23 protein-coding genes and 1 other RNA gene are annotated in these 21,386 nt (G+C 59.0%); 15 read left to right on the forward strand and 9 right to left on the reverse strand.

The window, feature by feature from the left end:
• The first annotated feature begins 81 nt into the window (after positions 1-81).
• The 3 genes from ubiD (at position 82) to ACM6IO_RS08595 (ending at position 3,485) form a co-directional block, all read left to right on the forward strand.
• Positions 82-1,548 (forward strand): 4-hydroxy-3-polyprenylbenzoate decarboxylase, encoded by a 1,467-nt coding sequence (gene ubiD, locus ACM6IO_RS08585; RefSeq protein WP_008040678.1) that lies wholly within the window; start codon positions 82-84, stop codon positions 1,546-1,548.
• Positions 1,548-2,516: a CDP-6-deoxy-delta-3,4-glucoseen reductase gene (locus tag ACM6IO_RS08590; RefSeq protein WP_008040685.1), complete on the forward strand. Its 969-nt coding sequence runs from the start codon at positions 1,548-1,550 to the stop codon at positions 2,514-2,516. Before ubiD ends, ACM6IO_RS08590 begins: the two co-directional genes overlap by 1 nt.
• 300 nt (positions 2,517-2,816) lie before the next feature.
• Positions 2,817-3,485: a gamma-glutamylcyclotransferase gene (locus tag ACM6IO_RS08595; RefSeq protein WP_192227496.1), complete on the forward strand. Its 669-nt coding sequence runs from the start codon at positions 2,817-2,819 to the stop codon at positions 3,483-3,485.
• Here the strand turns inward: ACM6IO_RS08595 and glpT are convergent.
• Positions 3,461-4,810, reverse strand: a complete 1,350-nt coding sequence (gene glpT, locus ACM6IO_RS08600) for a glycerol-3-phosphate transporter (RefSeq protein WP_008024279.1) — start codon at positions 4,808-4,810, stop codon at positions 3,461-3,463. The two genes, ACM6IO_RS08595 and glpT, sit on opposite strands and share 25 nt — an antisense overlap.
• A 328-nt stretch (positions 4,811-5,138) precedes the next feature.
• Here glpT and ACM6IO_RS08605 point away from each other — a divergent pair, with 328 nt between their 5' ends.
• Complete coding sequence (locus ACM6IO_RS08605; RefSeq protein ID WP_414911288.1) at positions 5,139-5,756, forward strand: energy transducer TonB; 618 nt, start codon at positions 5,139-5,141, stop codon at positions 5,754-5,756.
• Positions 5,757-5,853: 97 nt separating this feature from the next.
• Here the strand turns inward: ACM6IO_RS08605 and ACM6IO_RS08610 are convergent, their stop codons facing one another.
• Positions 5,854-6,831 (reverse strand): NADPH:quinone oxidoreductase family protein, encoded by a 978-nt coding sequence (locus ACM6IO_RS08610; RefSeq protein WP_192227497.1) that lies wholly within the window; start codon positions 6,829-6,831, stop codon positions 5,854-5,856.
• Between the two features lie 150 nt (positions 6,832-6,981).
• Between ACM6IO_RS08610 and ACM6IO_RS08615 the strand changes: the two genes are divergently transcribed.
• Positions 6,982-7,392, forward strand: coding sequence for a flagellar basal body-associated protein FliL (locus tag ACM6IO_RS08615; protein WP_032832554.1), 411 nt, complete (start codon positions 6,982-6,984; stop codon positions 7,390-7,392).
• Between the two features lie 131 nt (positions 7,393-7,523).
• On the opposite strand, the gene ACM6IO_RS08620 is transcribed toward ACM6IO_RS08615, so the two are convergent.
• Positions 7,524-7,973 (reverse strand): EVE domain-containing protein, encoded by a 450-nt coding sequence (locus tag ACM6IO_RS08620; protein ID WP_008024269.1) that lies wholly within the window; start codon positions 7,971-7,973, stop codon positions 7,524-7,526.
• 201 nt (positions 7,974-8,174) lie between these two features.
• Here ACM6IO_RS08620 and ACM6IO_RS08625 point away from each other — a divergent pair, with 201 nt between their 5' ends.
• Positions 8,175-8,327 (forward strand): hypothetical protein, encoded by a 153-nt coding sequence (locus tag ACM6IO_RS08625; protein WP_008024268.1) that lies wholly within the window; start codon positions 8,175-8,177, stop codon positions 8,325-8,327.
• A gap of 35 nt (positions 8,328-8,362) precedes the next feature.
• On the opposite strand, the gene ACM6IO_RS08630 is transcribed toward ACM6IO_RS08625, so the two are convergent.
• From ACM6IO_RS08630 to ACM6IO_RS08645, 4 genes are all read right to left on the reverse strand, one after another.
• On the reverse strand, positions 8,363-8,968 hold the full coding sequence (locus tag ACM6IO_RS08630) for a 5-formyltetrahydrofolate cyclo-ligase (RefSeq protein WP_223434018.1): 606 nt from the start codon (positions 8,966-8,968) through the stop codon (positions 8,363-8,365).
• 86 nt (positions 8,969-9,054) lie between these two features.
• Positions 9,055-9,233: non-coding RNA, 6S RNA (gene ssrS, locus ACM6IO_RS08635), on the reverse strand.
• A 30-nt stretch (positions 9,234-9,263) separates the two neighbouring features.
• Complete coding sequence (locus ACM6IO_RS08640) at positions 9,264-9,581, reverse strand: cell division protein ZapA (RefSeq protein ID WP_008024266.1); 318 nt, start codon at positions 9,579-9,581, stop codon at positions 9,264-9,266.
• Complete coding sequence (locus ACM6IO_RS08645; protein ID WP_003177365.1) at positions 9,578-9,787, reverse strand: TIGR02449 family protein; 210 nt, start codon at positions 9,785-9,787, stop codon at positions 9,578-9,580. The genes ACM6IO_RS08640 and ACM6IO_RS08645 overlap by 4 nt, the downstream gene beginning before the upstream one ends.
• A 199-nt stretch (positions 9,788-9,986) precedes the next feature.
• Between ACM6IO_RS08645 and ACM6IO_RS08650 the strand changes: the two genes are divergently transcribed.
• The 9 genes from ACM6IO_RS08650 (at position 9,987) to gcvH (ending at position 19,527) form a co-directional block, all read left to right on the forward strand.
• Entirely contained in the window at positions 9,987-10,547 is a 561-nt protein-coding gene (locus tag ACM6IO_RS08650) for a YecA family protein (protein ID WP_008024262.1), read from the forward strand.
• 27 nt (positions 10,548-10,574) lie between these two features.
• Positions 10,575-11,909, forward strand: coding sequence for a Xaa-Pro aminopeptidase (gene pepP, locus ACM6IO_RS08655; protein WP_008040694.1), 1,335 nt, complete (start codon positions 10,575-10,577; stop codon positions 11,907-11,909).
• Positions 11,906-13,093, forward strand: a complete 1,188-nt coding sequence (gene ubiH, locus ACM6IO_RS08660; protein ID WP_008024259.1) for a 2-octaprenyl-6-methoxyphenyl hydroxylase — start codon at positions 11,906-11,908, stop codon at positions 13,091-13,093. Before pepP ends, ubiH begins: the two co-directional genes overlap by 4 nt.
• Positions 13,086-13,571: a DUF4442 domain-containing protein gene (locus ACM6IO_RS08665; RefSeq protein WP_008040698.1), complete on the forward strand. Its 486-nt coding sequence runs from the start codon at positions 13,086-13,088 to the stop codon at positions 13,569-13,571. Before ubiH ends, ACM6IO_RS08665 begins: the two co-directional genes overlap by 8 nt.
• A gap of 9 nt (positions 13,572-13,580) precedes the next feature.
• On the forward strand, positions 13,581-14,798 hold the full coding sequence (locus ACM6IO_RS08670; protein WP_414911309.1) for a 2-octaprenyl-3-methyl-6-methoxy-1,4-benzoquinol hydroxylase: 1,218 nt from the start codon (positions 13,581-13,583) through the stop codon (positions 14,796-14,798).
• 247 nt (positions 14,799-15,045) lie between these two features.
• Positions 15,046-16,050 (forward strand): extracellular solute-binding protein, encoded by a 1,005-nt coding sequence (locus ACM6IO_RS08675; RefSeq protein WP_008024251.1) that lies wholly within the window; start codon positions 15,046-15,048, stop codon positions 16,048-16,050.
• Positions 16,051-16,237: 187 nt separating this feature from the next.
• The gene (locus ACM6IO_RS08680) at positions 16,238-17,854 is read left to right on the forward strand and encodes an ABC transporter permease (protein ID WP_008024249.1); all 1,617 of its coding nucleotides are present in this window, start codon (positions 16,238-16,240) and stop codon (positions 17,852-17,854) included.
• 156 nt (positions 17,855-18,010) lie between these two features.
• Positions 18,011-19,093, forward strand: a complete 1,083-nt coding sequence (gene gcvT / locus ACM6IO_RS08685; protein ID WP_192227502.1) for a glycine cleavage system aminomethyltransferase GcvT — start codon at positions 18,011-18,013, stop codon at positions 19,091-19,093.
• Positions 19,094-19,143: 50 nt separating this feature from the next.
• Entirely contained in the window at positions 19,144-19,527 is a 384-nt protein-coding gene (gene gcvH, locus ACM6IO_RS08690; protein WP_008040704.1) for a glycine cleavage system protein GcvH, read from the forward strand.
• 114 nt (positions 19,528-19,641) lie between these two features.
• On the opposite strand, the gene ACM6IO_RS08695 is transcribed toward gcvH, so the two are convergent.
• Both ACM6IO_RS08695 and ACM6IO_RS08700 read right to left on the reverse strand, forming a co-directional pair.
• A complete protein-coding gene (locus ACM6IO_RS08695; RefSeq protein ID WP_223413754.1) occupies positions 19,642-20,337 on the reverse strand; it encodes a hypothetical protein in 696 nt (231 codons plus the stop codon).
• Positions 20,338-20,510: 173 nt separating this feature from the next.
• Positions 20,511-21,200 (reverse strand): hypothetical protein, encoded by a 690-nt coding sequence (locus ACM6IO_RS08700; protein WP_008024242.1) that lies wholly within the window; start codon positions 21,198-21,200, stop codon positions 20,511-20,513.
• Between the last annotated feature and the right edge of the window lie 186 nt (positions 21,201-21,386).

Genomic DNA, 21,386 nt, shown 5'->3' on the forward strand with positions numbered 1-21,386 from the left:
CGGCACTTCGTTGTTCTGAACAGAGGGGTTCGGCGCTAAACTGCCAGCCCCCGAACGCCACGGCCAACACGAGGCTCACGCATGCAGTATCGCGACTTGCGCGACTTTATCAGCGGCCTGGAACAGCGCGGCGAACTCAAGCGCATCCAGGTTCCGGTGTCCCCGGTGCTCGAAATGACCGAGGTCTGTGACCGCACCTTGCGTGCCAAAGGTCCGGCCCTGCTTTTCGAGAACCCGACGGGCTATGACATTCCCGTCCTCGGCAATCTGTTCGGCACCCCCGAGCGTGTTGCGCTGGGCATGGGCGCAGAAGCGGTGAGCGAACTGCGCGAGATCGGCAAGCTGCTGGCGTTCCTCAAGGAACCCGAGCCGCCGAAAGGCCTGAAGGACGCTTGGTCGAAGCTGCCGATCTTCCGCAAGATCATCTCCATGGCACCCAAAGTCGTCAAAGACGCGGTGTGCCAGGAAGTGGTCATCGAGGGCGACGACGTCGACCTCGCGATGCTGCCGGTGCAGACTTGCTGGCCGGGCGACGTCGGCCCGCTGATCACCTGGGGCCTGACCGTCACCAAAGGCCCGAACAAGGACCGGCAGAACCTCGGCATCTACCGTCAGCAAGTGATCGGCCGCAACAAGGTCATCATGCGCTGGCTCAGCCACCGTGGCGGCGCGCTGGATTACCGCGAGTGGTGCGAGAAGCATCCGGGTCAGCCGTTCCCGGTGTCCGTAGCGCTCGGCGCTGACCCGGCGACCATCCTCGGCGCTGTGACGCCGGTACCGGACAGCCTTTCCGAATACGCTTTTGCCGGTTTGCTGCGCGGTAATCGCACCGAACTGGTGAAGTGCCGTGGCAACGACCTGCAAGTGCCGGCCACCGCCGAGATCATCCTTGAAGGCGTGATCCATCCGGGCGAAATGGCCGACGAAGGTCCGTACGGCGACCACACCGGTTATTACAACGAAGTCGACAGCTTCCCGGTGTTCACCGTCGAGCGCATTACCCACCGGATCAAACCGATCTACCACAGCACCTACACCGGTCGTCCGCCGGATGAGCCGGCGATTCTCGGTGTCGCGCTGAACGAAGTGTTCGTGCCGATCCTGCAGAAGCAGTTCCCGGAAATCACCGACTTCTACCTGCCGCCTGAAGGCTGCTCGTACCGCATGGCCATCGTGACCATGAAGAAGTCGTATCCCGGCCATGCCAAGCGGGTAATGCTCGGTGTCTGGTCGTTTTTGCGACAGTTCATGTACACCAAGTTCGTTATCGTCACTGACGACGATATCAACGCACGGGACTGGAACGACGTGATCTGGGCCATCACCACGCGCATGGACCCCAAGCGCGACACGGTGATGATCGACAACACGCCGATCGACTACCTCGATTTCGCCTCGCCGGTGTCCGGCCTGGGTTCGAAAATGGGGCTCGATGCCACGCATAAATGGCCCGGCGAAACCACACGCGAGTGGGGCCGGGTAATCGTCAAGGATGAAGCCGTCACCCAACGGATCGATGCCATCTGGAATCAGTTAGGAATAGATTGATGCGTGTAACTTTGCAGCCCTCCGGAGCAGTGCTAGAGATACTGCCCGGCGAGCGGATTCTCGATGGCGCACGCCGCCTGGGCTATGAATGCCCGCAAAGCTGTCGCAACGGCAATTGCCATGTGTGCGCCGCGCTGCTGGTGGAAGGACGAGTCGAGCAGGCCGGTGGTGTGCGCGACCATGGCGAGTTCTACACTTGCATAGCAGAGCCGCTGGAAGACTGCATTGTGCTGTGGGATGGCGTGCTCGCGCTGGGAGAATTGCCGGTGCGCAGCGTCTCGTGTCAGGTCATTGAGTGCAAGGATGTCGGCGGCGATACCTGGCGCGTGAGCTTTCGCGCGCCGGCCGGTAAGCCACCGCGTTATCACGCTGGTCAGTATTTGATGATCGAGCGTGAGAACGGCGAAAAATCCGCATTTTCCCTGGCCTCGGCACCGCATGCGGGGCGTGATCTGCAAATTCACGTACTGGCGCGCGAAAGCAGTGCGCTGAGCCTGATCGAGCAACTGCAACGCAATCCGATGGTGCGGATCGAAATGCCCTTCGGCGATACCCATCTGGCAGAGTTGCCGGACGGTCCGCTGGTGCTGATCGCTGCGGGCACCGGCATGGGCCAGATCCATAGCCTGATCGAACATTGCCGGGCGTCGGGCTTCAAGCATCCGGTACACCTGTACTGGGGCGTGCGCCGCCCTGAAGACTTTTATGAGATCGAGCATTGGGACGAATGGCAGAAACTGCCGAATCTGTTCCTGCATAAAGTCGTCAGCGATCAATGTGGCTGGAAGGGGCGCTGCGGGATGTTGCATGAGGCGGTGTGCGAGGATTTTCCGGATCTGAAAGCGCTGCATGTATACGCCAGCGGCTCACCGGCGATGGTCTACGGGACGCTGGACGCGTTGGTCAACGCCGGGATGGATGCTCATCAGATGCGTGCCGATGTGTTTGCCTACGCACCCAGAGGATGACGCTTCCCCTGTAGGAGCGAGCCTGCTCGCGATGGCGGTCAACGATAACGCGCTGCAGCAGCATGAACGCGTTGTCCCTGCCTCCATCGCGAGCAGGCTCGCTCCTACATATAACTTCATATATAGCCGATCGGTATTTATAGATTTATATAAATACCGGTAGGTTATATCGCATCCAGGCAATTAATTAAGGACTGTGCCGTGGCACTTAAATTGCCTTAAAACATATGTGCCTTATTGTTACAGCGGTGCGTTCTATTAAGTAATTCATCACCCGCGGGGAGCTGAACGCTATTCGCCATGAGCGCCATTGAATCTGCTTTTATGAATCTGGCTTACCCTCCGCGGCTCGATCTGGGGCCGCAGCTGACGCACGAACAATTGCTCAGCTCGATGCAGTCGACCATGGCGCGCCACAAGGGTGGGCCGGTCTGGCTGTTCGCTTACGGCTCGCTGATCTGGCGCCCTGAGTGCGCGGCGGTTGAACGGGTTCGCGGCCGGGTGCATGGCTACCATCGCGGTTTGTACCTGTGGTCCCACGAACATCGCGGCACGCCGGAAGTACCGGGGCTGGTGTTTGGCCTGGATCGTGGCGGCTCTTGCAGCGGCTTCGCTTATCGCTTGCCGGAAGAACAACTCGAAGCGTCGCTGTATGCCTTGTGGCAGCGCGAAATGCCATTCCCTTCTTATCGCCCACACTGGTTGAACTGCCGTCTCGAAGATGGCAATCAGGTTCAGGCATTGGGATTCGTGTTGGAGCGACACCTGCCCAGCTATGCCGGCAACCTGCCGGATCATGTGCTGAGCCACGTGTTCGAAAACGCTTGCGGGCGTTACGGCACCACTCGCGATTATGTCGAGCAGACCGCCAACGCCCTGCGTAGCCACGCCATGCCAGACCGGAATCTGGAGGCGCGGCTCAAGCGCTGCAAATCAAAGGTCGATCAGGCGATGGCTTCGCGAGTCTGACTGGCGACCTGCTTGTGCCACAAGGTTGGCGCAAGGAAGGCCATTGCCAACAGGCACGCGCCGATCAGCAAGACGAAACCGCCGTCCCAGCCGAAATGGTCCACGGTGTAGCCCATGGCTGCACTGGCCGCGACTGAACCACCCAGGTAACCGAACAGACCCGTGAAGCCCGCTGCCGTACCGGCGGCTTTCTTCGGCGCCAGTTCCAGCGCTTGCAAACCGATCAGCATCACCGGGCCGTAGATCAGGAAACCAATCGAGATCAGCGCGATCATGTCGACCGTCGGGTTGCCGGCCGGGTTGAGCCAGTAAACCAGCGTCGCCACGGTCACCAGCGCCATGAACACCATGCCGGTCAGGCCACGGTTGCCACGGAAGATCTTGTCCGACATCCAGCCGCACAGAAGCGTCCCGGGAATACCTGCCCACTCGTAAAGGAAATAGGCCCACGAGGTTTTATCCACGCTGAAACCTTTGGCTTCCTTGAGGTAGGTCGGTGCCCAGTCCAGCACGCCGTAACGCAGCAGGTAGACAAAGACGTTAGCCATGGCGATGTACCAGAGCATTTTGTTGCGCAGCACGTATTTGACGAAGATTTCCTTGGCGCTGAATTCTTCTTCGTGACTGGCGTCGTAGCCTTCCGGGTAGTCGTTCTTGTACTTCTCGATCGGCGGCAGGCCAACCGATTGCGGCGTGTCGCGCATGGTGGCGAAGGCAAACACCGCCACGGCCATGGCCACTGCCGCAGGCACGTAAAACGCCGCGTGCCAGTCATTGAACAGGCCCATGCCGAGCAGGAACAGCGGGCCGATCAAACCACCGCCCACGTTGTGCGCCACGTTCCACAGGGACACCACGCCCCCGCGCTCCTTCTGCGACCACCAGTGGACCATGGTCCGGCCACTCGGCGGCCAACCCATGCCCTGCGCCCATCCATTGATAAACAGCAGGATGAACATGATGGTCACGCTGGACGTCGCCCAGGGCGCAAAACCGAAAATGAACATCACGCCAGCCGAAACCAGCAAGCCGAACGGCAGGAAGAAGCGTGGGTTGGAACGGTCGGAAACAATGCCCATCAGGAACTTGGACAAGCCGTAGGCGATAGCAATCGCCGACAACGCCAGGCCCAGCTCACCGCGGGTATAGCCCTCTTCGATCAGATAGGGCATGGCCAGGGAGAAGTTTTTGCGCAGCAGGTAGTAACCCGCATAGCCGATGAATATGCCGGCGAAGATCTGCCAGCGATGCCGTCGGTAGGCGCTGTCTATTTTTTCTTCAGGCAATGGAGCCTGATGTGCGGCAGGACGAAAGAAAGCAAACATTCAAGAGCTCCAGATTTCTTGTTTTGACTGCGGATGCGAATGTTACAGTTTCGTTACCGAAAATAGCACTGGTTCACATCGACCAAACAGCGGAAATGTTGGAGATTGCATGTTCTTTTACGAACATGTCGCTCAGGTATAAGTGAAGGGCGCTGTGGGAATTGTTACCTCGCAACCTTTTATGACGCAGCGATGCCCGGCGTAGGGCAGGGCTTTGGGAAATGTCCTGCGCTTGAACAGGAAGCCATGGCGTTATGTAAACAATCACCGAGCCTTAACCTTTGTGCTGTTGCCAGATTTGGCTTTTCATTGGTGAAGGGGAGGGGTTATGCGGTGGTTTGTGTGGGCTTTTTTATTTGTGGTTTCCAGCAGCGTCAGCGCTGAGGCGATGCTCCTGATCCCTGGGGACAATCCAAAGCCGAAGTACCCAAAAACACTTTCTCGGGCCGGTATCACGGGGGATGTTCGGATCAGTTTTACCGTTCACGCCAATGGATCAGTTAGCAAGGTGATGGCGGCTCCGGGCAAAGCTCACGCTGAACTGGTAGACGCATCACTCGCAGCGGTGAGTCGGTGGCGATTCAAATCATGGGGTATCACCAGTGACAGGCCGCCAGAGATCGAAGTTGTTGTGCCAATGTCTTTCAGGTTGGACAGCGATATACCCATCCATGCCAACGAAGAATTGAAGCAGTTGACTTGCGGTGAGCTTGCCAAGGCAGCACTGCAGATTGAAGATTACTCGTGGGTGGACATGCCGGTGTTCAACTGGACCCGCAGCTATCTGACCCACTCCCTTTCGCCGACGCAGTTGCCAGAGGAGAAGCGTCTGGCGCTCATCGCCAAGCTCAACAAGAACGTGCCTTCTATTGTGAGGCGTTGTAATACGCATCAAGCGACGCGGTACGTGCATTTTCTTCCGGAGGAAATTCGTGAGTTGCTTTGACGAAAAGTTTGGAGCGCTGTCTTTCTGCTGGTCATGTAATCGAAAAGGCCAGAACAACCTCATCAGTTGTCCTGGCCTTTTTGTATCCTGCGGCGACTCAGCGAACCTGCACCACCACTTTCCCGACCGCCTTGCGCTGGCCAAGATCATTGATCGCCTGCGCCGCGTTGCTCAGCGGGTACACCTGCGACACCAGGGGCTTCAACTTGCCCTCGGCGAACCAGCCAAACAATTGCTGGAAGTTTGCCGCGTTGTCCTGCGGTTGGCGCTGGGCGAAGGAGCCCCAGAACACGCCGACCACCGCTGCACCCTTGAGCAGTGCGAGGTTCACCGGCAATTCCGGAATGCGGCCGCTGGCAAAACCGACCACCAGCAATCGGCCGTTCCAGGCGATGGCGCGGATGGCCTGGTCGAACAGGTCGCCGCCGACCGGGTCGTAGATCACGTCCGCACCCTGGCCATCGGTCAGGCGTTTGATTTCGTCCTTGAGGCTGGTTTCGGTGTAGTTGATCAGTTCATCGGCGCCGGCAGCCTTGGCCACGGCCAGTTTTTCGGCACTGCTGGCGGCAGCAATCACGCGGGCGCCCATGGCTTTGCCGATTTCCACGGCGGCCAGGCCGACACCGCCAGAAGCACCGAGCACCAGCAGGGTTTCACCCGGTTGCAGGTTGCCGCGTTGCTTGAGCGCGTGCATTGAAGTGCCGTAAGTCATGCTGAATGCGGCAGCGGTGTTGAAGTCCATGGAGGCCGGGATCGGCAGCACGTTGTAGCCTGGCACCGCGACCTGTTCGGCGAAGCTGCCCCAGCCGGTCAGCGCCATGACCCGATCGCCGACTTTCAGGTGGCTGACTTTTTCGCCCACTGCGCTGACCACGCCAGCCGCTTCGCCGCCCGGCGAAAACGGGAAGGGCGGCTTGAACTGGTATTTGCCCTCGATGATCAGCGTGTCCGGGAAATTCACCCCGGCGGCGTGCACGTCCAGCAGGATTTCATTCTTCTTCGCGACAGGACTGGCGACGTCTTCCAGCACCAGCGATTCGGCAGGGCCGAAGGCTTTGCACAGCACGGCTTTCATCAGGGCTATTCCTTTGGGAGTGATGGCCGATAAGTGTAGGTGTGTGAGTCGACGGGTCAACGAGCATGCCCCGCCCTGATAGTCAGCCATAAGCTTGTGCTTGCGCGGCGGGTCGTTATGCTAGGCCGCAAACCGGATAAGGAGCGAATTGTGAAAGCGTGGATCATGTTGTTGCTGGCCCTGTCTCTGCCTGTGGCAGCAGTGGCTGAAGAAGCCGCCAAAGAAGGTGAAGCCCCGAAAGTCAGCTACCTCACCCTGAGCCCGCCATTCGTGGGCAACTACGGGTTGGATGGCACGGCGAAGTTGAAGGTCTTCAAGGCTGACGTGGCGTTGCGGGTCACTGGTGATGAGGCGGCCAAACAGGTGAAGGCCAATGAACCGTTGATTCGCAATCAACTGGTGGCGTTGTTCACCCAGCAAACCACCGAGGCGATGAACAGCATCGAGGGGAAGGAAAAGCTGCGTCAGGAAGCGTTGAAGCAGACCCAACAGATCATGAACGATGAAACCGGCAAACCGGTGGTTGAGGATTTGTTGTTCAACAACCTGATTATCCAGTAATGCTGGATTTGTAGGAGCCGGCTTGCTGGCGATAGCGCCCTAAAAAACGCCATCGCCAGCAAGCCTGGCTCCTACAAAGTACACACCCTGAAGCCGCTATCGCCAGCAAGCCGGCTCCTACAAAAAGCGTGTCAGCGCAACGCAATCACCGCCGCCCACTGCTCGGCCGTCACCGGCATCACCGACAACCGCGAACCCTTCTGCACCAGCGGCATCTCCGCCAACGCCGTCTGCTGCTTCAAATAATCCAGCTTCAACACCCTGGAAAACGTCTCCACATGCGCGACATCAATCGCGCTCCAGGCGTTTTTCTCGGCGCTGGCCTTCGGGTCGTAATAATGACTCTCCGGCTCCAGTGCCGTCGGGTCCGGATACGCCGCTTCGACAATCTTCCCGATCCCGGCAATCCCGGGCTCCGGGCAGCTGGAGTGATAGAAGAAGAACTCGTCGCCGACCGCCATCGCACGCAAAAAGTTACGCGCCTGATAGTTGCGAACCCCATCCCAGCGCGCTTTGCCGAGCTTCTCCAGGCCTTTGATCGAGAGCTCGTCGGGCTCGGATTTCATCAGCCAATAGGCCATGGTTTTTGCTCCTTGCGAGTCAGGTGGACAAGTTGTCGGGCGATTTTATGACAAACCGACGGTCGGTTGACGCCAGCGTTTGCGTGTCGGTTCACGTTGTCGCAAAATGCCGGCCTTCTAAGCTTGACGCTGCTGCACGGCCTACACCTACAACGGAAACCGCTGCTGTCATCGTATTGATGTGCCTTTGGGGGGCAATCGATGAAACGCAAACCGGATTTACTATGGATTTTGGTTATTTTGTTCGGCCTTGGCGTCGTGACCACTGGCTATGCCCAAAGCTTGTGGAGCAACAAGACCGATGCGCCGATTGAAATCGCGCAGCAACAACAGCCGTCAGCCTTCAAGCGCTGAACCTGTCTTTTCGACGCCGCTGATTCGAGTGGCGTCTAGTCTGCGAAATACCACGCCTTGTCTGTAACCGTTCCTTGCAACGGCACATCCCAGCTCGCCTGAGCCAGTCTTCCGACCTTCTGACATTCATGGGCCAGCCCCAATAGCGTCGGCTTGCGCCAGCTTTTCCGCCGCGCCAGATACGCCAGGCTCCGGTCGTAGAAACCACCGCCCATGCCGAGTCGGCCACCGACATCGTCGAATCCCACGAGCGGCAACAGCACCAGATCGAGCGCCCAGACTTTGCGTTGTCGGGCGAGGTTGTGTCTGGGTTCGAGAATACGGAAGCGATTGGGTTGGAGCTTTTCGCCGGGGCGAATCCGCTGGAACACCATTTTGGTTCGCGGCCAGGCACTGAGCACCGGCAGGTAAGTCGCCTTGCCCCGACGTTGTGCGGCACGCAGCAACAGGCGCGGATCGATTTCACCGTCGGTGGGTAAATAGAGCGAGATATGTTTGGCGCGGCGAAACAACGGCTGCTGGGCCAATTGCTTGTACAGCCCGCGAGCGGCCTGGCGCTGCTGACTGGCTGTCAGTGCGCGGCGGGCCTTGCGCAGCATGCGTCGAAGTTGCGGGCGGGGCAGCAGCGCAGGTTCGGTCATGGATTCGGGCTTCGGCAGTGCGGGTACACAAAGCGTACCCGTAAAAAAGCCGATGCCGGTATTTAAACCGGCATCGGACTGGAATCAGGCTCCCCGGATGAACCGCTGCTGACTTAGCCCTTGAACCCGAAAGTTCAAGGTGGAAGATGCAGTAGGCTTTAAGGCTTTCCGTCTAGCGGACATGCACACCAGCCCAACGTGCAGCCTCCAGGGTAGTGCGAATCGGCTCAGGGACGTGGTCAACTGGCAAGCACCCCAGGGAGTGTTGCGAGTATAACCCAAGCGGTCGGACGAATCAGCCCTTGGTGACGTCTGGATCGGTGGCGAGCACCAGATCGACGCGATCCAGCAGGTCGCGCACCTGCTCGCGGGTCGAGCCGCTGACCTGTACATCCGGCCGTTCTTCCTTGTGCAGAAGGTCGTGCGTGATGTTCAGCGCAGCCATCACGGCGATGCGATCTGCGCCGATGACTTTGCCGCTGCTGCGGATCTCGCGCATCTTGCCGTCCAGGTAACGGGCGGCGCTCACCAGGTTGCTGCGCTCTTCCTGGGGGCAAATGATCGAATATTCTTTGTCGAGGATCTGCACGGTGACGCTATTGCTTGAACTCATGAGTCTTGCTCCAGGGCCTTGAGGCGCGAAATCATCGATTCGACCTTACGCCGGGCGATTTCGTTCTTTTCAATGAGGTGAGCGCGTTCCTCGCGCCAGGTTTTTTCCTGAGCTAGTAGGAGTCCGTTTTGACTCTTAAGTTGCTCGACCCGATCAATTAGCAGTTCGAGTCTGGCCATCAGCGCTTGCAGGTCGGTGTCTTCCATTGTGTCCACTGAAATGTCTGATGGGTGTTGAACCGTAGGAGCGAGCTTGCTCGCGATGGTCGCCAACGATAACGCTGGGTCCCTGACACCCAGCGGCGTTCTCGGGTTCATCGCGAGCAAGCTCGCTCCTACAGGGGTAGTCGATGTAGGATACAAGGCCTTCATTCTAGACATAGCGCCGTCTGGCGCCTAGCTGCCCATGCCCATTCAGAATTCTCCGTACCAAGCCTTCGCCACCCTGCTGACTTCCAGCGGTCACAACGTCTCGCCTGCCGAACTGCATGGCCTGCTGCTCGGCCGCAGTTGCGCCGGCGCCGGTTTCAATGCAGAAGAGTGGCTGATCGATGCCGCCGAGCTGCTCGAAGGCGAGCCGCAAGACAACGTTCGCAATGCCTTGATCGGCCTGCAAGAGATGGTCAAGGGCGAACTCACCGGCGACGACGTGACCGTCGTTCTGCTGCTGCCGACCGATGACGCGCCGCTGGCTGACCGTGCCGCCGCACTGGGCCAATGGTGCCAGGGTTTCCTCAGCGGTTTCGGCCTGAACTGCCGCGACAGCAGCATGCTCAGCACCGAGGCCACCGAAGTGTTGCAGGATCTGGCGGCGATTTCCCAGGTGCAAGACGCGCTGGAAGAGTCCGACGACGGCGAAAGCGACTACATGGAAGTCATGGAGTACCTGCGTGTCGCGCCGCTGCTGCTGTTCTCCGAAACCCGTAAGCCAGACGCGCCGGCTGCCGCCAAACCGTCGTTGCATTAATCGCGAGCCAGGAAAAGCCATCTGCCCATGATTCATATCCCGAAATCGGAATACAGCCGTCGCCGCAAGGCCTTGATGGCGCAGATGGAACCCAACAGCATCGCTATTCTGCCCGCCGCCGCGGTCGCCATCCGCAACCGCGACGTCGAGCATGTTTACCGCCAGGACAGCGACTTCCAGTACCTCAGCGGTTTCCCCGAGCCTCAAGCCGTTATCGTGCTGATGCCGGGTCGTGAGCATGGCGAATACCTGCTGTTTTGCCGTGAGCGCAACGCCGAGCGAGAACTCTGGGACGGCCTGCGCGCCGGTCAGGAAGGCGCGATCCGCGACTTCGGTGCCGACGACGCTTTCCCCATCACTGACATCGACGACATCCTGCCGGGCCTGATCGAAGGGCGCGACCGGGTGTATTCGGCCATGGGCAGCAACCCGGAATTCGATCGCCACCTGATGGAATGGATCAACGTGATCCGCTCCAAGGCGCACCTCGGCGCGCAGCCGCCGAACGAATACGTTGCGCTGGATCATCTGTTGCACGACATGCGCCTGTATAAATCGGCGGCAGAAGTGAAGGTGATGCGTGAAGCCGCGCGGATTTCCGCTCAGGCGCATATTCGTGCGATGCAGGCCAGCCGGGCCGGGTTGCATGAGTACAGCCTTGAAGCCGAGCTTGATTACGAGTTCCGCAAGGGCGGGGCGAAGATGCCGGCGTATGGTTCGATCGTCGCGGCGGGGCGCAACAGCTGCATCCTGCATTACCAGCAGAATGACGCGGTGCTCAAGGACGGCGATCTGGTACTGATCGACGCCGGTTGCGAGATCGACTGCTACGCCAGCGACATCACGCGCACCTGGCCGGTCAACGGCAAGTATTCAGCGGAACAGAAGGCGATCTACGAGTTGGTGCTGGCTTCACAGGAAGCAGCCTTTGCCGAAATCGCCCCGAACAAACACTGGAATCAGGCGCACGAAGCCACGGTCCGGGTGATTACCACCGGTCTTGTGAAGTTGGGCCTGTTGCAGGGCAACGTCGACGAACTGATCGCCAGCGAAGCCTATAAAGCGTTTTACATGCACCGCGCCGGCCACTGGCTGGGCATGGATGTGCATGACGTCGGCGAGTACAAGGTCGGCGGCGAATGGCGCGTGCTGGAAGTCGGCATGGCGCTGACCGTGGAACCGGGGATCTACATCGCCCCGGACAACCAGAACGTAGCGAAGAAATGGCGCGGCATTGGCGTGCGCATCGAGGACGACGTCGTGGTCACCAAAACCGGCTGTGAAATCCTGACCAATGGCGTACCGAAAACGGTCGCCGAGATTGAAGCCTTGATGGCGCAAGCGCGGACAAAAGCAGCATGAGTCGAGTCAATCTGGCAATTATCGGTGGCGGCCTGGTCGGTGCCAGCCTGGCGTTGGCCTTGCAGGCCGGAGCCAAGGCGCGCGGCTGGAAGATCGTGCTGATCGAACCGTTTGCCCCCGGCCACACCTACCAACCGAGCTACGACGCCCGTTCTTCGGCGTTGTCCTACGGTGCCAAACAGATTTATCAACGGTTGGGCGTGTGGCAGGAAATCTCCCGCCGTGCCGAGCCGATCAAGCAGATTCACGTTTCCGACCGTGGCCGTTTCTCCACCGCGCGCTTGTCGGCGATGGAAGAGGGCGTGCCGGCGCTGGGTTATGTGGTGGAAAACGCCTGGCTCGGCCAATGCCTCTGGCAAGGTCTGGACAAGGACGTGGTCACCTGGCGCTGCCCGGCGGAAGTCACGCGCATGGAACCGCTGACCGACGGCTATCGCCTGACCCTCAGCGACGAAACGATGCTGGAGTGCGACCTCGCAGTGCTCGCTGATGGCGGTCGTTCCGGCCTGCGCGAGCAATTGGGGATCGGCATCAAAAAGCGCCCGTACAACCAGAGCGCGCTGATCGCCAACATCACCCCGAGCGAAGCGCACAACGGCATGGCGTTCGAGCGTTTCACCGACGACGGTCCGATGGCGTTGTTGCCGTTGCCGGAAAATCGTTGCGCATTGGTCTGGACCCGTCTGGGCATGGACGCGCAACGGCTTGCGGCCCTGGATGAACGCAGTTTCCTCAGCGAATTGCAGGGCGTGTTCGGTTACCGCCTCGGCACGTTGAAACAGGTCGGCGCACGGCATCTTTATCCGTTGACGCTGATCGAAGCCGAAGAGCAGGTGCGTCCGCATCTGGCGATCCTCGGCAATGCCGCTCACAGCCTGCACCCCATTGCCGGCCAGGGTTTCAACCTGTCGCTGCGTGATGCGCAAGCGTTGGCGGATGCGCTGCTGGCGAGCGAGACCTCGCTCGGCGATTTCGCGACCTTGCAGGCTTACCGCGAACGCCAGCGGATGGATCAGAACCTGACCGTGGGCTTCTCCGATCAGGTCACGCGGTTGTTCGGCAGCACTCAACCGCTGGTTTCGCTGGGCCGTAACATCGGCCTGCTCGGCCTCGATCTGCTGCCGCCGGCCAAGCGCTGGTTCGCCCGACAGGCCATGGGCCTGGGTACGCGTCCCGATGCGTAAGTGGCTGACGAGCAGGTTCGGCAAAGCGCGGTTGATGCGTTGGATCATGACCTTCTACCCGCCGTACCTGGGCGCCGGGGTTCGCGTGCGGCACATCAGCGATGATTTTCGGGACATCACGGTGTCCATGGGCCTGGGCAGGTACAACCGCAATTACGTCGGTACGCAGTTCGGTGGCAGCCTGTATTCGATGGTCGATCCGTTCTACATGCTGATGCTGATGGAAAACCTCGGGCGCAATTACATCGTCTGGGACAAAACGGCAGACATCGATTTCATCTCGCCGGGCAAAGGCCCGGTGTTCGCCAACTTCAGGGTCGACGAGACCTTGCTCGACGAGGTCCGCCGGCAAACGGCGAACGGCGAAAAATACCTGCCGCAATTGCAGGTCGATATCCACGACGGCGCCGGCACCTTGGTGGCGCGGGTCCAGAAAACCCTTTACGTGCGGCTCAAGCCGCAAGCGAGACAGGCTTAAAGCATGGACATGCGCGCAGATCTGCTGATTGTCGGGGCCGGAATGGTCGGCAGCGCCCTGGCGCTGGCGTTACAGGACAGCGGGCTGGAAGTCCTGCTGCTGGACGGCAGCCCGATGAGCGTCAAACCCTTCGACGGGCAAGCGCCGTTCGAACCGCGCGTGAGCGCGTTGTCGGCGGCCAGCCAGCGGATTCTTGAACGCCTCGGCGTGTGGGACGGCATCGCCAGCCGGCGCAGCAGCCCGTACACCGACATGCATGTCTGGGACGGCAGCGGCACCGGGCAGATCCACTTTTCCGCCGCCAGCGTGCATGCCGACGTGCTCGGGCATATCGTCGAGAATCGGGTGGTTCAGGACGCCTTGCTCGACCGTTTGCACGACTGCGACCTCGGGATGCTGGCCAATGCGCGCCTGGAGCAGATGCGCCGCTCCGGCGATGACTGGCTGCTGACGCTCGCCGATGGCCGCACCTTGCGTGCGCCGCTGGTGATTGCGGCGGATGGCGCCAACTCGGCGGTTCGGCGCCTGGCCGGGGTGGCCACGCGCGAGTGGGATTATCTGCACCATGCGATCGTGACCAGTGTGCGCAGCACCAAGCCTCATCAAATGACGGCCTGGCAACGCTTCACCGACAACGGTCCCTTGGCGTTTCTGCCGCTGGAGCGCGACGGTCAGCAGGATTGGTGTTCGATCGTCTGGTCGACCACGCCGAGCGAAGCCGAACGGCTGATGGCGCTGGACGACACAGCGTTTTGCCTCGAACTGGAACGCGCCTTTGAAGGCCGGCTCGGCACGGTGCTGAGCGCCGACCCGCGTCTGTGCGTGCCGCTGCGTCAGCGTCACGCCAAGCGGTATGTGGCCGAAGGTCTGGCGCTGATCGGCGACGCGGCGCACACCATTCACCCGTTGGCCGGGCAGGGGGTGAACCTCGGTTTCCTGGATGCCGCGGTCCTGGCTGAAGTGCTGCTGCAAGCGGCCGAACGGGGCGAGCGGTTGGCGGATGCGAAAGTGCTGAGCCGTTACGAGCGTCGGCGCATGCCGCATAACCTGGCGTTGATGGCAGCGATGGAAGGCTTCGAGCGCTTGTTCCAGGCGGATCCGCTGCCGGTGCGCTGGTTGCGTAATACCGGTTTGAAGATCGTCGAGCAGATGCCGGAGGCCAAGGCGTTGTTTGTGCGTGAGGCGTTGGGGTTGACCGGGGATTTGCCGGCTCTGGCCAAGGCCTGACATGTTCGCTGGGGCTGATGGCCTCTTCGCGGGCAAGCCTCGCTCCTACAGGTTTCGAGTTGATCGCGACATTGGCGTACAACACAAAACCTGTAGGAGCGAGGCTTGCCCGCGAAGGCGTCGACACATCCGCTACACATCCCTAGCCATGCAACATCTGGTAACTCCTCCGCAAACTGTTCGATTGAGAAGGTAAATGTGAGTCCTTATCATTTGGTCTCACTTTTCGAATCGAGAGATCGCTCCCATGTTGGCACCGAAGCGTCTACTGACAGCACTCGCCCTGACCCTGATCGGCAGCACCGTCGCCCAGGCCGCTGACGAGGTGGTGGTTTACTCCTCGCGTATCGACGAGCTGATCAAGCCGGTGTTCGACGCCTACACCGCGAAAACCGGCGTACAGGTGAAGTTCATCACCGACAAGGAAGCCCCGCTGATGCAGCGCATCAAGGCCGAGGGCGAGAACGCCACCGCCGACCTGCTGCTGACCGTCGATGCCGGCAACCTGTGGCAAGCCGAGCAGATGGGCATCCTGCAACCTTTCACTTCGAAAACCATCGACGCCAACATCCCGCCGCAATACCGTGCGGCTTCTCATGCCTGGACCGGCCTGAGCCTGCGGGCGCGGACCATCGCGTACTCCACCGACCGGGTGAAACCGGGCGAGTTGACCACTTACGAAGGTCTGGCCGACAAAAACTGGGAAGGCCGCCTGTGCCTGCGTACGGCGAAGAAGGTCTACAACCAGTCACTGACCGCCACCATGATCGAAGTGAATGGCGCCGAGAAAACCGAGAAGATCCTCAAAGGCTGGGTCAACAACCTGTCCACCGACGTGTTCTCCGATGATGTCGCGGTATTGGAAGCAATCAACGCCGGCCAGTGCGACGTCGGCATCGTCAACACTTACTACTACGGCCGTCTGCACAAGCAGAAGCCTGACCTGGCGGTGAAGCTGTTCTGGCCGAATCAGGCTGATCGAGGCGTACACGTCAATCTTTCCGGCATTGGCCTGACCAAGCACGCGCCGCACCCGGAAGCGGCCAAGGCGCTGGTGGAGTGGATGACCACGCCTGAGGCGCAGAAGATCTTCGCTGATGTGAACCAGGAATTCCCGGCCAACCCTACGGTGGCGCCGTCCGCGGAAGTCGCCGCCTGGGGCAAGTTCGTCGCCGATACCTTGCCGGTGGAAGTCGCCGGCAAACGTCAGGCTGAAGCGATTCGCATGATGGATCGGGCTGGCTGGAACTGAGTCTGTCGATATACTGCGCCCCGCCTGTGTGCAGACACCGCTGACCCTGTAGGAGCGAGCCTGCTCGCGAAAAACGTCAACGATAACGCGGGGTGCCTGACGGTCCGCGGTGTTGTGACGTTCATCGCGAGCAGGCTCGCTCCTACAATGGCCTCTGTGTATCGTCCATCCGCTTGAGAGCTTGTCCTTGGCCCACCCCGCCCAACGCCGCTGGTATCCCCTGGTCTTCGCCATCGCTGCGCTGGTCTTGCTGCCCCTCAGCGTTCTGTTGCTCTCCTGGCAAACCATCGATCATCAAATCTGGTCCCACCTCTGGGACACGCAGATGCCGCGGCTGCTGGGCAACACGCTGACCCTGGTGCTTGGCGTCGGTGCCGGCGTAACGCTGCTGGGTGTCAGCCTCGCCTGGCTCACCAGCCTCTGCGAATTCCCCGGTCGGCGCTGGCTGGATTGGGCGTTGATGCTGCCGTTCGCGATTCCGGCCTACGTGTTGGCGTTCGTCTTCGTCGGATTGCTGGATTTTGCCGGTCCCGTTCAAACGTTGATGCGCGAATGGTTCGGCACGGGCCTGCGACTGCCGCGAGTCCGCTCGACCGGCGGCGTCATCCTTGTTCTGGTACTGGTCTTCTATCCCTACGTCTACCTGCTGGCGCGCACGGCGTTTCTCGCTCAAGGCAAAGGCCTGATGGAAGCGGCGCGAGTCCTGGGGCAATCGCCGTGGCAGGCGTTCTGGCGCGTCGCGTTGCCGATGGCACGCCCGGCCATCGGTGCGGGCGTGGCGTTGGCGCTGATGGAAACCCTGGCAGATTTCGGTGCGGTGTCGGTGTTCAACTTCGACACGTTCACGACGGCGATCTACAAAACCTGGTACGGCTTCTTCAGTCTTTCGACTGCTGCACAACTGGCCAGCCTGTTGCTGTTGGTGGTGATGGTCGTGCTGTACGGCGAGCGCCGCGCACGCGGGGCCAACCGCGCAAGCAATGAACGACCTCGGGTCAAAGCGTTGTATCACCTGCGCGGCTTCAAAGCGCTGGCAGCGATGAGCTGGTGCGGTCTGGTGTTTGCCTGCGCCTTCGTGATCCCGGTGCTGCAATTGGTGGTGTGGTTCTGGCAGCGCGGGCGTTTCGACCTGGATGAGCGTTACACCGGCCTGATCGTCCACACCTTGTATCTGGGCGGCATGGCGGCGCTGATTACTGTCAGCGTTGCGCTGGTGCTGGCATTTGCCCGGCGCCTGGCGCCGACCCGGGCGATCCGCTCCGGTGTCAGCCTGGCCAATCTCGGCTATGCGTTGCCGGGTTCGGTGTTGGCGGTGTCGATCATGTTGGCGTTCAGTTATCTGGATCGCGAGCTGGTGATTCCGCTGTCGGGATGGTTGGGTGGTGCCGGCAAGCCGTTGCTGTTGGGCAGCCTGTCGGCCTTGCTGCTGGCCTATCTGGTGCGATTCATCGCGGTGGCTTACGGGCCGCTGGAAAACAGCCTGGCGCGAATACGGCCATCTTTGCCCGAAGCGGCACGTAGCCTTGGGGTCGGTGGACCGCGACTGTTTTTCAAAGTGTATCTGCCGTTATTGCTGCCCGGCACATTGAGCGCTGCGTTGCTGGTGTTCGTCGACGTACTCAAGGAAATGCCCGCGACCCTGCTGATGCGCCCGTTTGGCTGGGATACGCTGGCGGTGCGCATCTTCGAAATGACCAGCGAGGGCGAGTGGGCGAGGGCGTCATTGCCGGCGCTGACCCTGGTTTTGGTCGGGCTGTTACCGGTCATCGGATTGATTCGACGTTCAGCGCATCGAAACACCTAGGTGTCAGTCCTACACCTTGAGGCTACAATGCGCGGCATTCGGTGCGGTCCGTCCTACAGACCCGGTTGCTGAAATCGGCTGAAAGCCTTCTATTTCAAGGCGTTCACTCCGTGCAGCACCGGCCCGCACCTTCGCCACGCCCGGAAGGAGAAACCCATGGGACAGCGTACGCCTCTGTATGACCTTCATCTCGCCCTCGGCGCGAAGATGGTCGATTTTGGCGGTTGGGATATGCCTCTGCATTATGGCTCGCAGGTCGAGGAACACCATCAGGTGCGCCGCGATTGCGGGGTTTTCGATGTATCCCACATGACCGTGATCGATGTCAGCGGCGGGCAGGCCAAGGCCTGGCTCCAGCATTTGCTGGCCAACGACGTCGAACGCCTGCACAGCCCCGGCCGTGCCTTGTACAGCACCATGCTCAATGAACGTGGCGGCATCGTCGACGACATGATCGTCTATCGCCTCGAGGACGGTTATCGCCTGGTGGTCAATGCCTCCACCCGCGATCAAGACCTGGCGTGGATGCAGGCGCACCTCGACGGCTTCGATGTGCAGCTCAACGAGCGCTCCGAGCTGGCGATGCTGGCCATTCAAGGCCCGCATGCCCGACACAAAATCTCCGAACTGGTCACCCAGTCTCGCGGCAACCTGATCCAGTTGCTCAAGCCGTTCGAAGGCCAGCCTGACGGTGACTGGTTCATCGCACGTACCGGCTACACCGGCGAAGACGGTCTGGAAATCATTTTGCCGGCCAGTCAGGCGCCAGGTTTCTTCAACGATCTGGTGGGTGCAGGCATCTCGCCGATTGGCCTTGGCGCACGGGATACGCTGCGTGTCGAAGCCGGCATGAACCTGTACGGTCAGGACATTCATCAAGATGTTTCGCCGCTGGCCTCGAACATGGCCTGGAGCATTGCCTGGGAGCCGGCCTCTCGCCAGTTCATCGGCCGCGTCGCTCTGGAAGCTGAACGGGCAGGCGGCGTACAGCACAAACTGGTGGGGCTGGTCCTTGAGGAACGTGGGGTTTTGCGCGCTCATCAAGTGGTCCGCATCGCCAATGTTGGCGAAGGAGAGATCACCAGTGGTAGTTTCTCTCCTACGCTTAGCAAGTCGATTGCACTGGCGCGCGTGCCAATGGCGACTGCCGACCGCGCAGAAGTGGAAATCCGTGGCAAGTGGTACCCGGTCCGAGTGGTCAAACCGACCTTCGTACGCCATGGCAAAACCTTGATTTAACCTTTTCTGGCGGGCAACGACCGCTGACAATTTTCTTGAGGACACAGAATATGAGCGATATCCCTGCCGACCTGCGTTTTGCCGAAAGTCACGAATGGGCCCGTCTGGAAGCCGATGGCACCGTCACTGTGGGCATCAGCGATCACGCTCAGGAAGCCTTGGGCGATGTGGTGTTCGTTGAGCTGACTGAAGTAGGAAACGTCTTTGCAGCTGGTGATCAATCCGGCGTGGTTGAGTCGGTTAAAGCTGCGTCCGACATCTACTCCCCGGTTGCCGGTGAAGTGATTGCGATCAACGAAGAGCTGAGCGCCAATCCGGAACTGCTCAACTCCGACCCGTACGGTGCCTGGATCTTCAAGCTCAAGCCAAGCAACACCGCCGATCTGGACAAGCTGCTTGATGCGGCTGGCTACAAGGCCGCCATCGGCGAGTAAACATCGCCAAAAGCGGATCCGCTACAAGAGCGCCGCGTTTTCCTTGCCTGGAGAACGCGGCGTTTTTGTTTAAAGCCGTGCGGTGAAGTCTTGCTGTGACGGTTTGCTGACCAATCATGCCGCCATTGCTACCGCTTTGTTTACCCTGGCGTGAAGCGCCGTTACCTGGTCGTCTGTCAGATGTGTTGCCGGTTCGCCCGGAACCCAAACACCGCTGTCGTTGTAAGTGATTGTTTTGGTCTCTCCGTCATTGACCGTGACGACGTAAGAGTTAGATACATTTCCGGCGATTAAAGACCCCGCCGCCTGGGCTGTGCCGAACCATAGTTGGAACTGGTTTTTTGGTGTCATGGTGGTTGCACCGATGCTCATGCCGCCTGAACAGTTCACCCAAATATTGTTACCTTTGGAGTCCAGCAATATTTCTCTAGGGTTGCCCGGTAATTGGTTGTTGATCAAAACATCGCCAGAGACACCGCCATTTGTGGCGGGGCTGAATACGCCATATTCATTGAGTGTCGTTTTTTGTCCCATGTTGATGGGGAGGTTTTTACCTCCTGAAGTAAATGTAATATCCCCCTCTTGAAATGGAGTGTTTGTAAAGTTGACCATGAAGGAATTGCTGGATATATCGAATATGTTTTTGTATTGATAGCTAGGCTGGGTTACCGTGGCCTTTGAAGCCTTTGAGAACCATATGGCGGTAAAGCTGTTGTTTACCATTTTTGCAAGGTAAAGGCTGTAGTTATTGGTTTTTTGAGCGATCAGTTGTGCCTCTTCGATATAAACAATAATTTGTTGTTGGCTCATGGCGGTTTTCCATTTTGTCCTGCATTTCTACAGCGTTGGAACAGTTAATAAAAAACCCTGTAGATCCAGGATGTACAGGGTTTTTTGAACAGGTTTGCACGTTGAAGACGGTCAACGGTTAGACGATATGCTTTCGGTCCATTGTGCAAACGATGCTCGATCTGCCCTCCATGCTATGCCGCTACTTTGATCCCCACCCTGGCATGCAGCGCGGCGACGTCCTTGTCGCTGAGGCGGTCAGCGGGTTCACCTGCTACCCAAACACCGGCATTGGTATAGGTAATGGTCACGCTTTGTCCATCGACCACGGATACGGTAGTCGAGTAAGACAGGTTTTGAGCAATCAATGAGCCTGTTTCTTGTAGATTGCCGAACCATAGTTGGTATTCACTTTTTGGTGTTAACGTCGCGGTACCAATGTTCATGCCACTCTCACGGTTTACCCAAATATTTTGGCCCTTGGCATCCAGCAATATTTCGTGTGGGTTGGCTTGTAACTGGTTGACGATCAGAATATCCGATGGCTTGGTGTCATTTTTTGGTGGCGAAAATGTGCCGTTTGTATCCAGTATGGTCGATTGGCCTGTGCTGATTGGCCGGTTTTTCCCACCGGATGTGAAGGTGACATTGCCTGTTGTCACGGGGTCGTTTGTATAGTTGACCATGAATGAGGGAGTCGTTAAATCAAACGTGTTTTTGTATTGATAGCTAGGGTTGTTGACGGTAGCTACAGGGCCTTTTGACTGCCAGATCACGGTGAAACTATTATTTACTTTTTTTGCCAGATAGAAACTGTAGTTGTTATTTTTTTGTGCCTTCAATTGCTCTTCTTCGATATATGCAACTATTTGTTGGCTGCTCATTTTTGAACTCCATTTCGAATAAAGCGTAGCTTGGTTTGTTTGTAACTGGGTAGTGGCTTTTTGGTTCCGTTGCCCAGTCCTCAACAAACATAGCATGCGGATTATTGTGCTATAGATCTATTGGCTATGGTTTGATTCTATCTATCGCGATTGGTTTTTTAAGAATTTGACTGTTTTAATAAGTGT

The sequence above is a fragment of the Pseudomonas sp. IT-P44 genome, assembly GCF_949768225.1.
GTDB classification, from domain to species: Bacteria; Pseudomonadota; Gammaproteobacteria; order Pseudomonadales; family Pseudomonadaceae; genus Aquipseudomonas; species Aquipseudomonas migulae.

Bases quoted from the DNA above. Each gene is read 5' to 3' on its own strand.
- ubiD (WP_008040678.1), top strand. From the start codon at position 82: ATGCAGTATCGCGACTTGCGCGACTTTATCAGCGGCCTGGAACAGCGC.
- ACM6IO_RS08590 (WP_008040685.1), top strand. From the start codon at position 1,548: ATGCGTGTAACTTTGCAGCCCTCCGGAGCAGTGCTAGAGATACTGCCC.
- ACM6IO_RS08595 (WP_192227496.1), top strand. From the start codon at position 2,817: ATGAGCGCCATTGAATCTGCTTTTATGAATCTGGCTTACCCTCCGCGG.
- glpT (WP_008024279.1), bottom strand. From the start codon at position 4,810: ATGTTTGCTTTCTTTCGTCCTGCCGCACATCAGGCTCCATTGCCTGAA.
- ACM6IO_RS08605 (WP_414911288.1), top strand. From the start codon at position 5,139: ATGCGGTGGTTTGTGTGGGCTTTTTTATTTGTGGTTTCCAGCAGCGTC.
- ACM6IO_RS08610 (WP_192227497.1), bottom strand. From the start codon at position 6,831: ATGAAAGCCGTGCTGTGCAAAGCCTTCGGCCCTGCCGAATCGCTGGTG.
- ACM6IO_RS08620 (WP_008024269.1), bottom strand. From the start codon at position 7,973: ATGGCCTATTGGCTGATGAAATCCGAGCCCGACGAGCTCTCGATCAAA.
- ACM6IO_RS08625 (WP_008024268.1), top strand. From the start codon at position 8,175: ATGAAACGCAAACCGGATTTACTATGGATTTTGGTTATTTTGTTCGGC.
- ACM6IO_RS08630 (WP_223434018.1), bottom strand. From the start codon at position 8,968: ATGACCGAACCTGCGCTGCTGCCCCGCCCGCAACTTCGACGCATGCTG.
- ACM6IO_RS08640 (WP_008024266.1), bottom strand. From the start codon at position 9,581: ATGAGTTCAAGCAATAGCGTCACCGTGCAGATCCTCGACAAAGAATAT.
- ACM6IO_RS08645 (WP_003177365.1), bottom strand. From the start codon at position 9,787: ATGGAAGACACCGACCTGCAAGCGCTGATGGCCAGACTCGAACTGCTA.
- ACM6IO_RS08650 (WP_008024262.1), top strand. From the start codon at position 9,987: ATGCCCATTCAGAATTCTCCGTACCAAGCCTTCGCCACCCTGCTGACT.
- pepP (WP_008040694.1), top strand. From the start codon at position 10,575: ATGATTCATATCCCGAAATCGGAATACAGCCGTCGCCGCAAGGCCTTG.
- ubiH (WP_008024259.1), top strand. From the start codon at position 11,906: ATGAGTCGAGTCAATCTGGCAATTATCGGTGGCGGCCTGGTCGGTGCC.
- ACM6IO_RS08665 (WP_008040698.1), top strand. From the start codon at position 13,086: ATGCGTAAGTGGCTGACGAGCAGGTTCGGCAAAGCGCGGTTGATGCGT.
- ACM6IO_RS08670 (WP_414911309.1), top strand. From the start codon at position 13,581: ATGCGCGCAGATCTGCTGATTGTCGGGGCCGGAATGGTCGGCAGCGCC.
- ACM6IO_RS08675 (WP_008024251.1), top strand. From the start codon at position 15,046: ATGTTGGCACCGAAGCGTCTACTGACAGCACTCGCCCTGACCCTGATC.
- gcvT (WP_192227502.1), top strand. From the start codon at position 18,011: ATGGGACAGCGTACGCCTCTGTATGACCTTCATCTCGCCCTCGGCGCG.
- gcvH (WP_008040704.1), top strand. From the start codon at position 19,144: ATGAGCGATATCCCTGCCGACCTGCGTTTTGCCGAAAGTCACGAATGG.
- ACM6IO_RS08695 (WP_223413754.1), bottom strand. From the start codon at position 20,337: ATGAGCCAACAACAAATTATTGTTTATATCGAAGAGGCACAACTGATC.
- ACM6IO_RS08700 (WP_008024242.1), bottom strand. From the start codon at position 21,200: ATGAGCAGCCAACAAATAGTTGCATATATCGAAGAAGAGCAATTGAAG.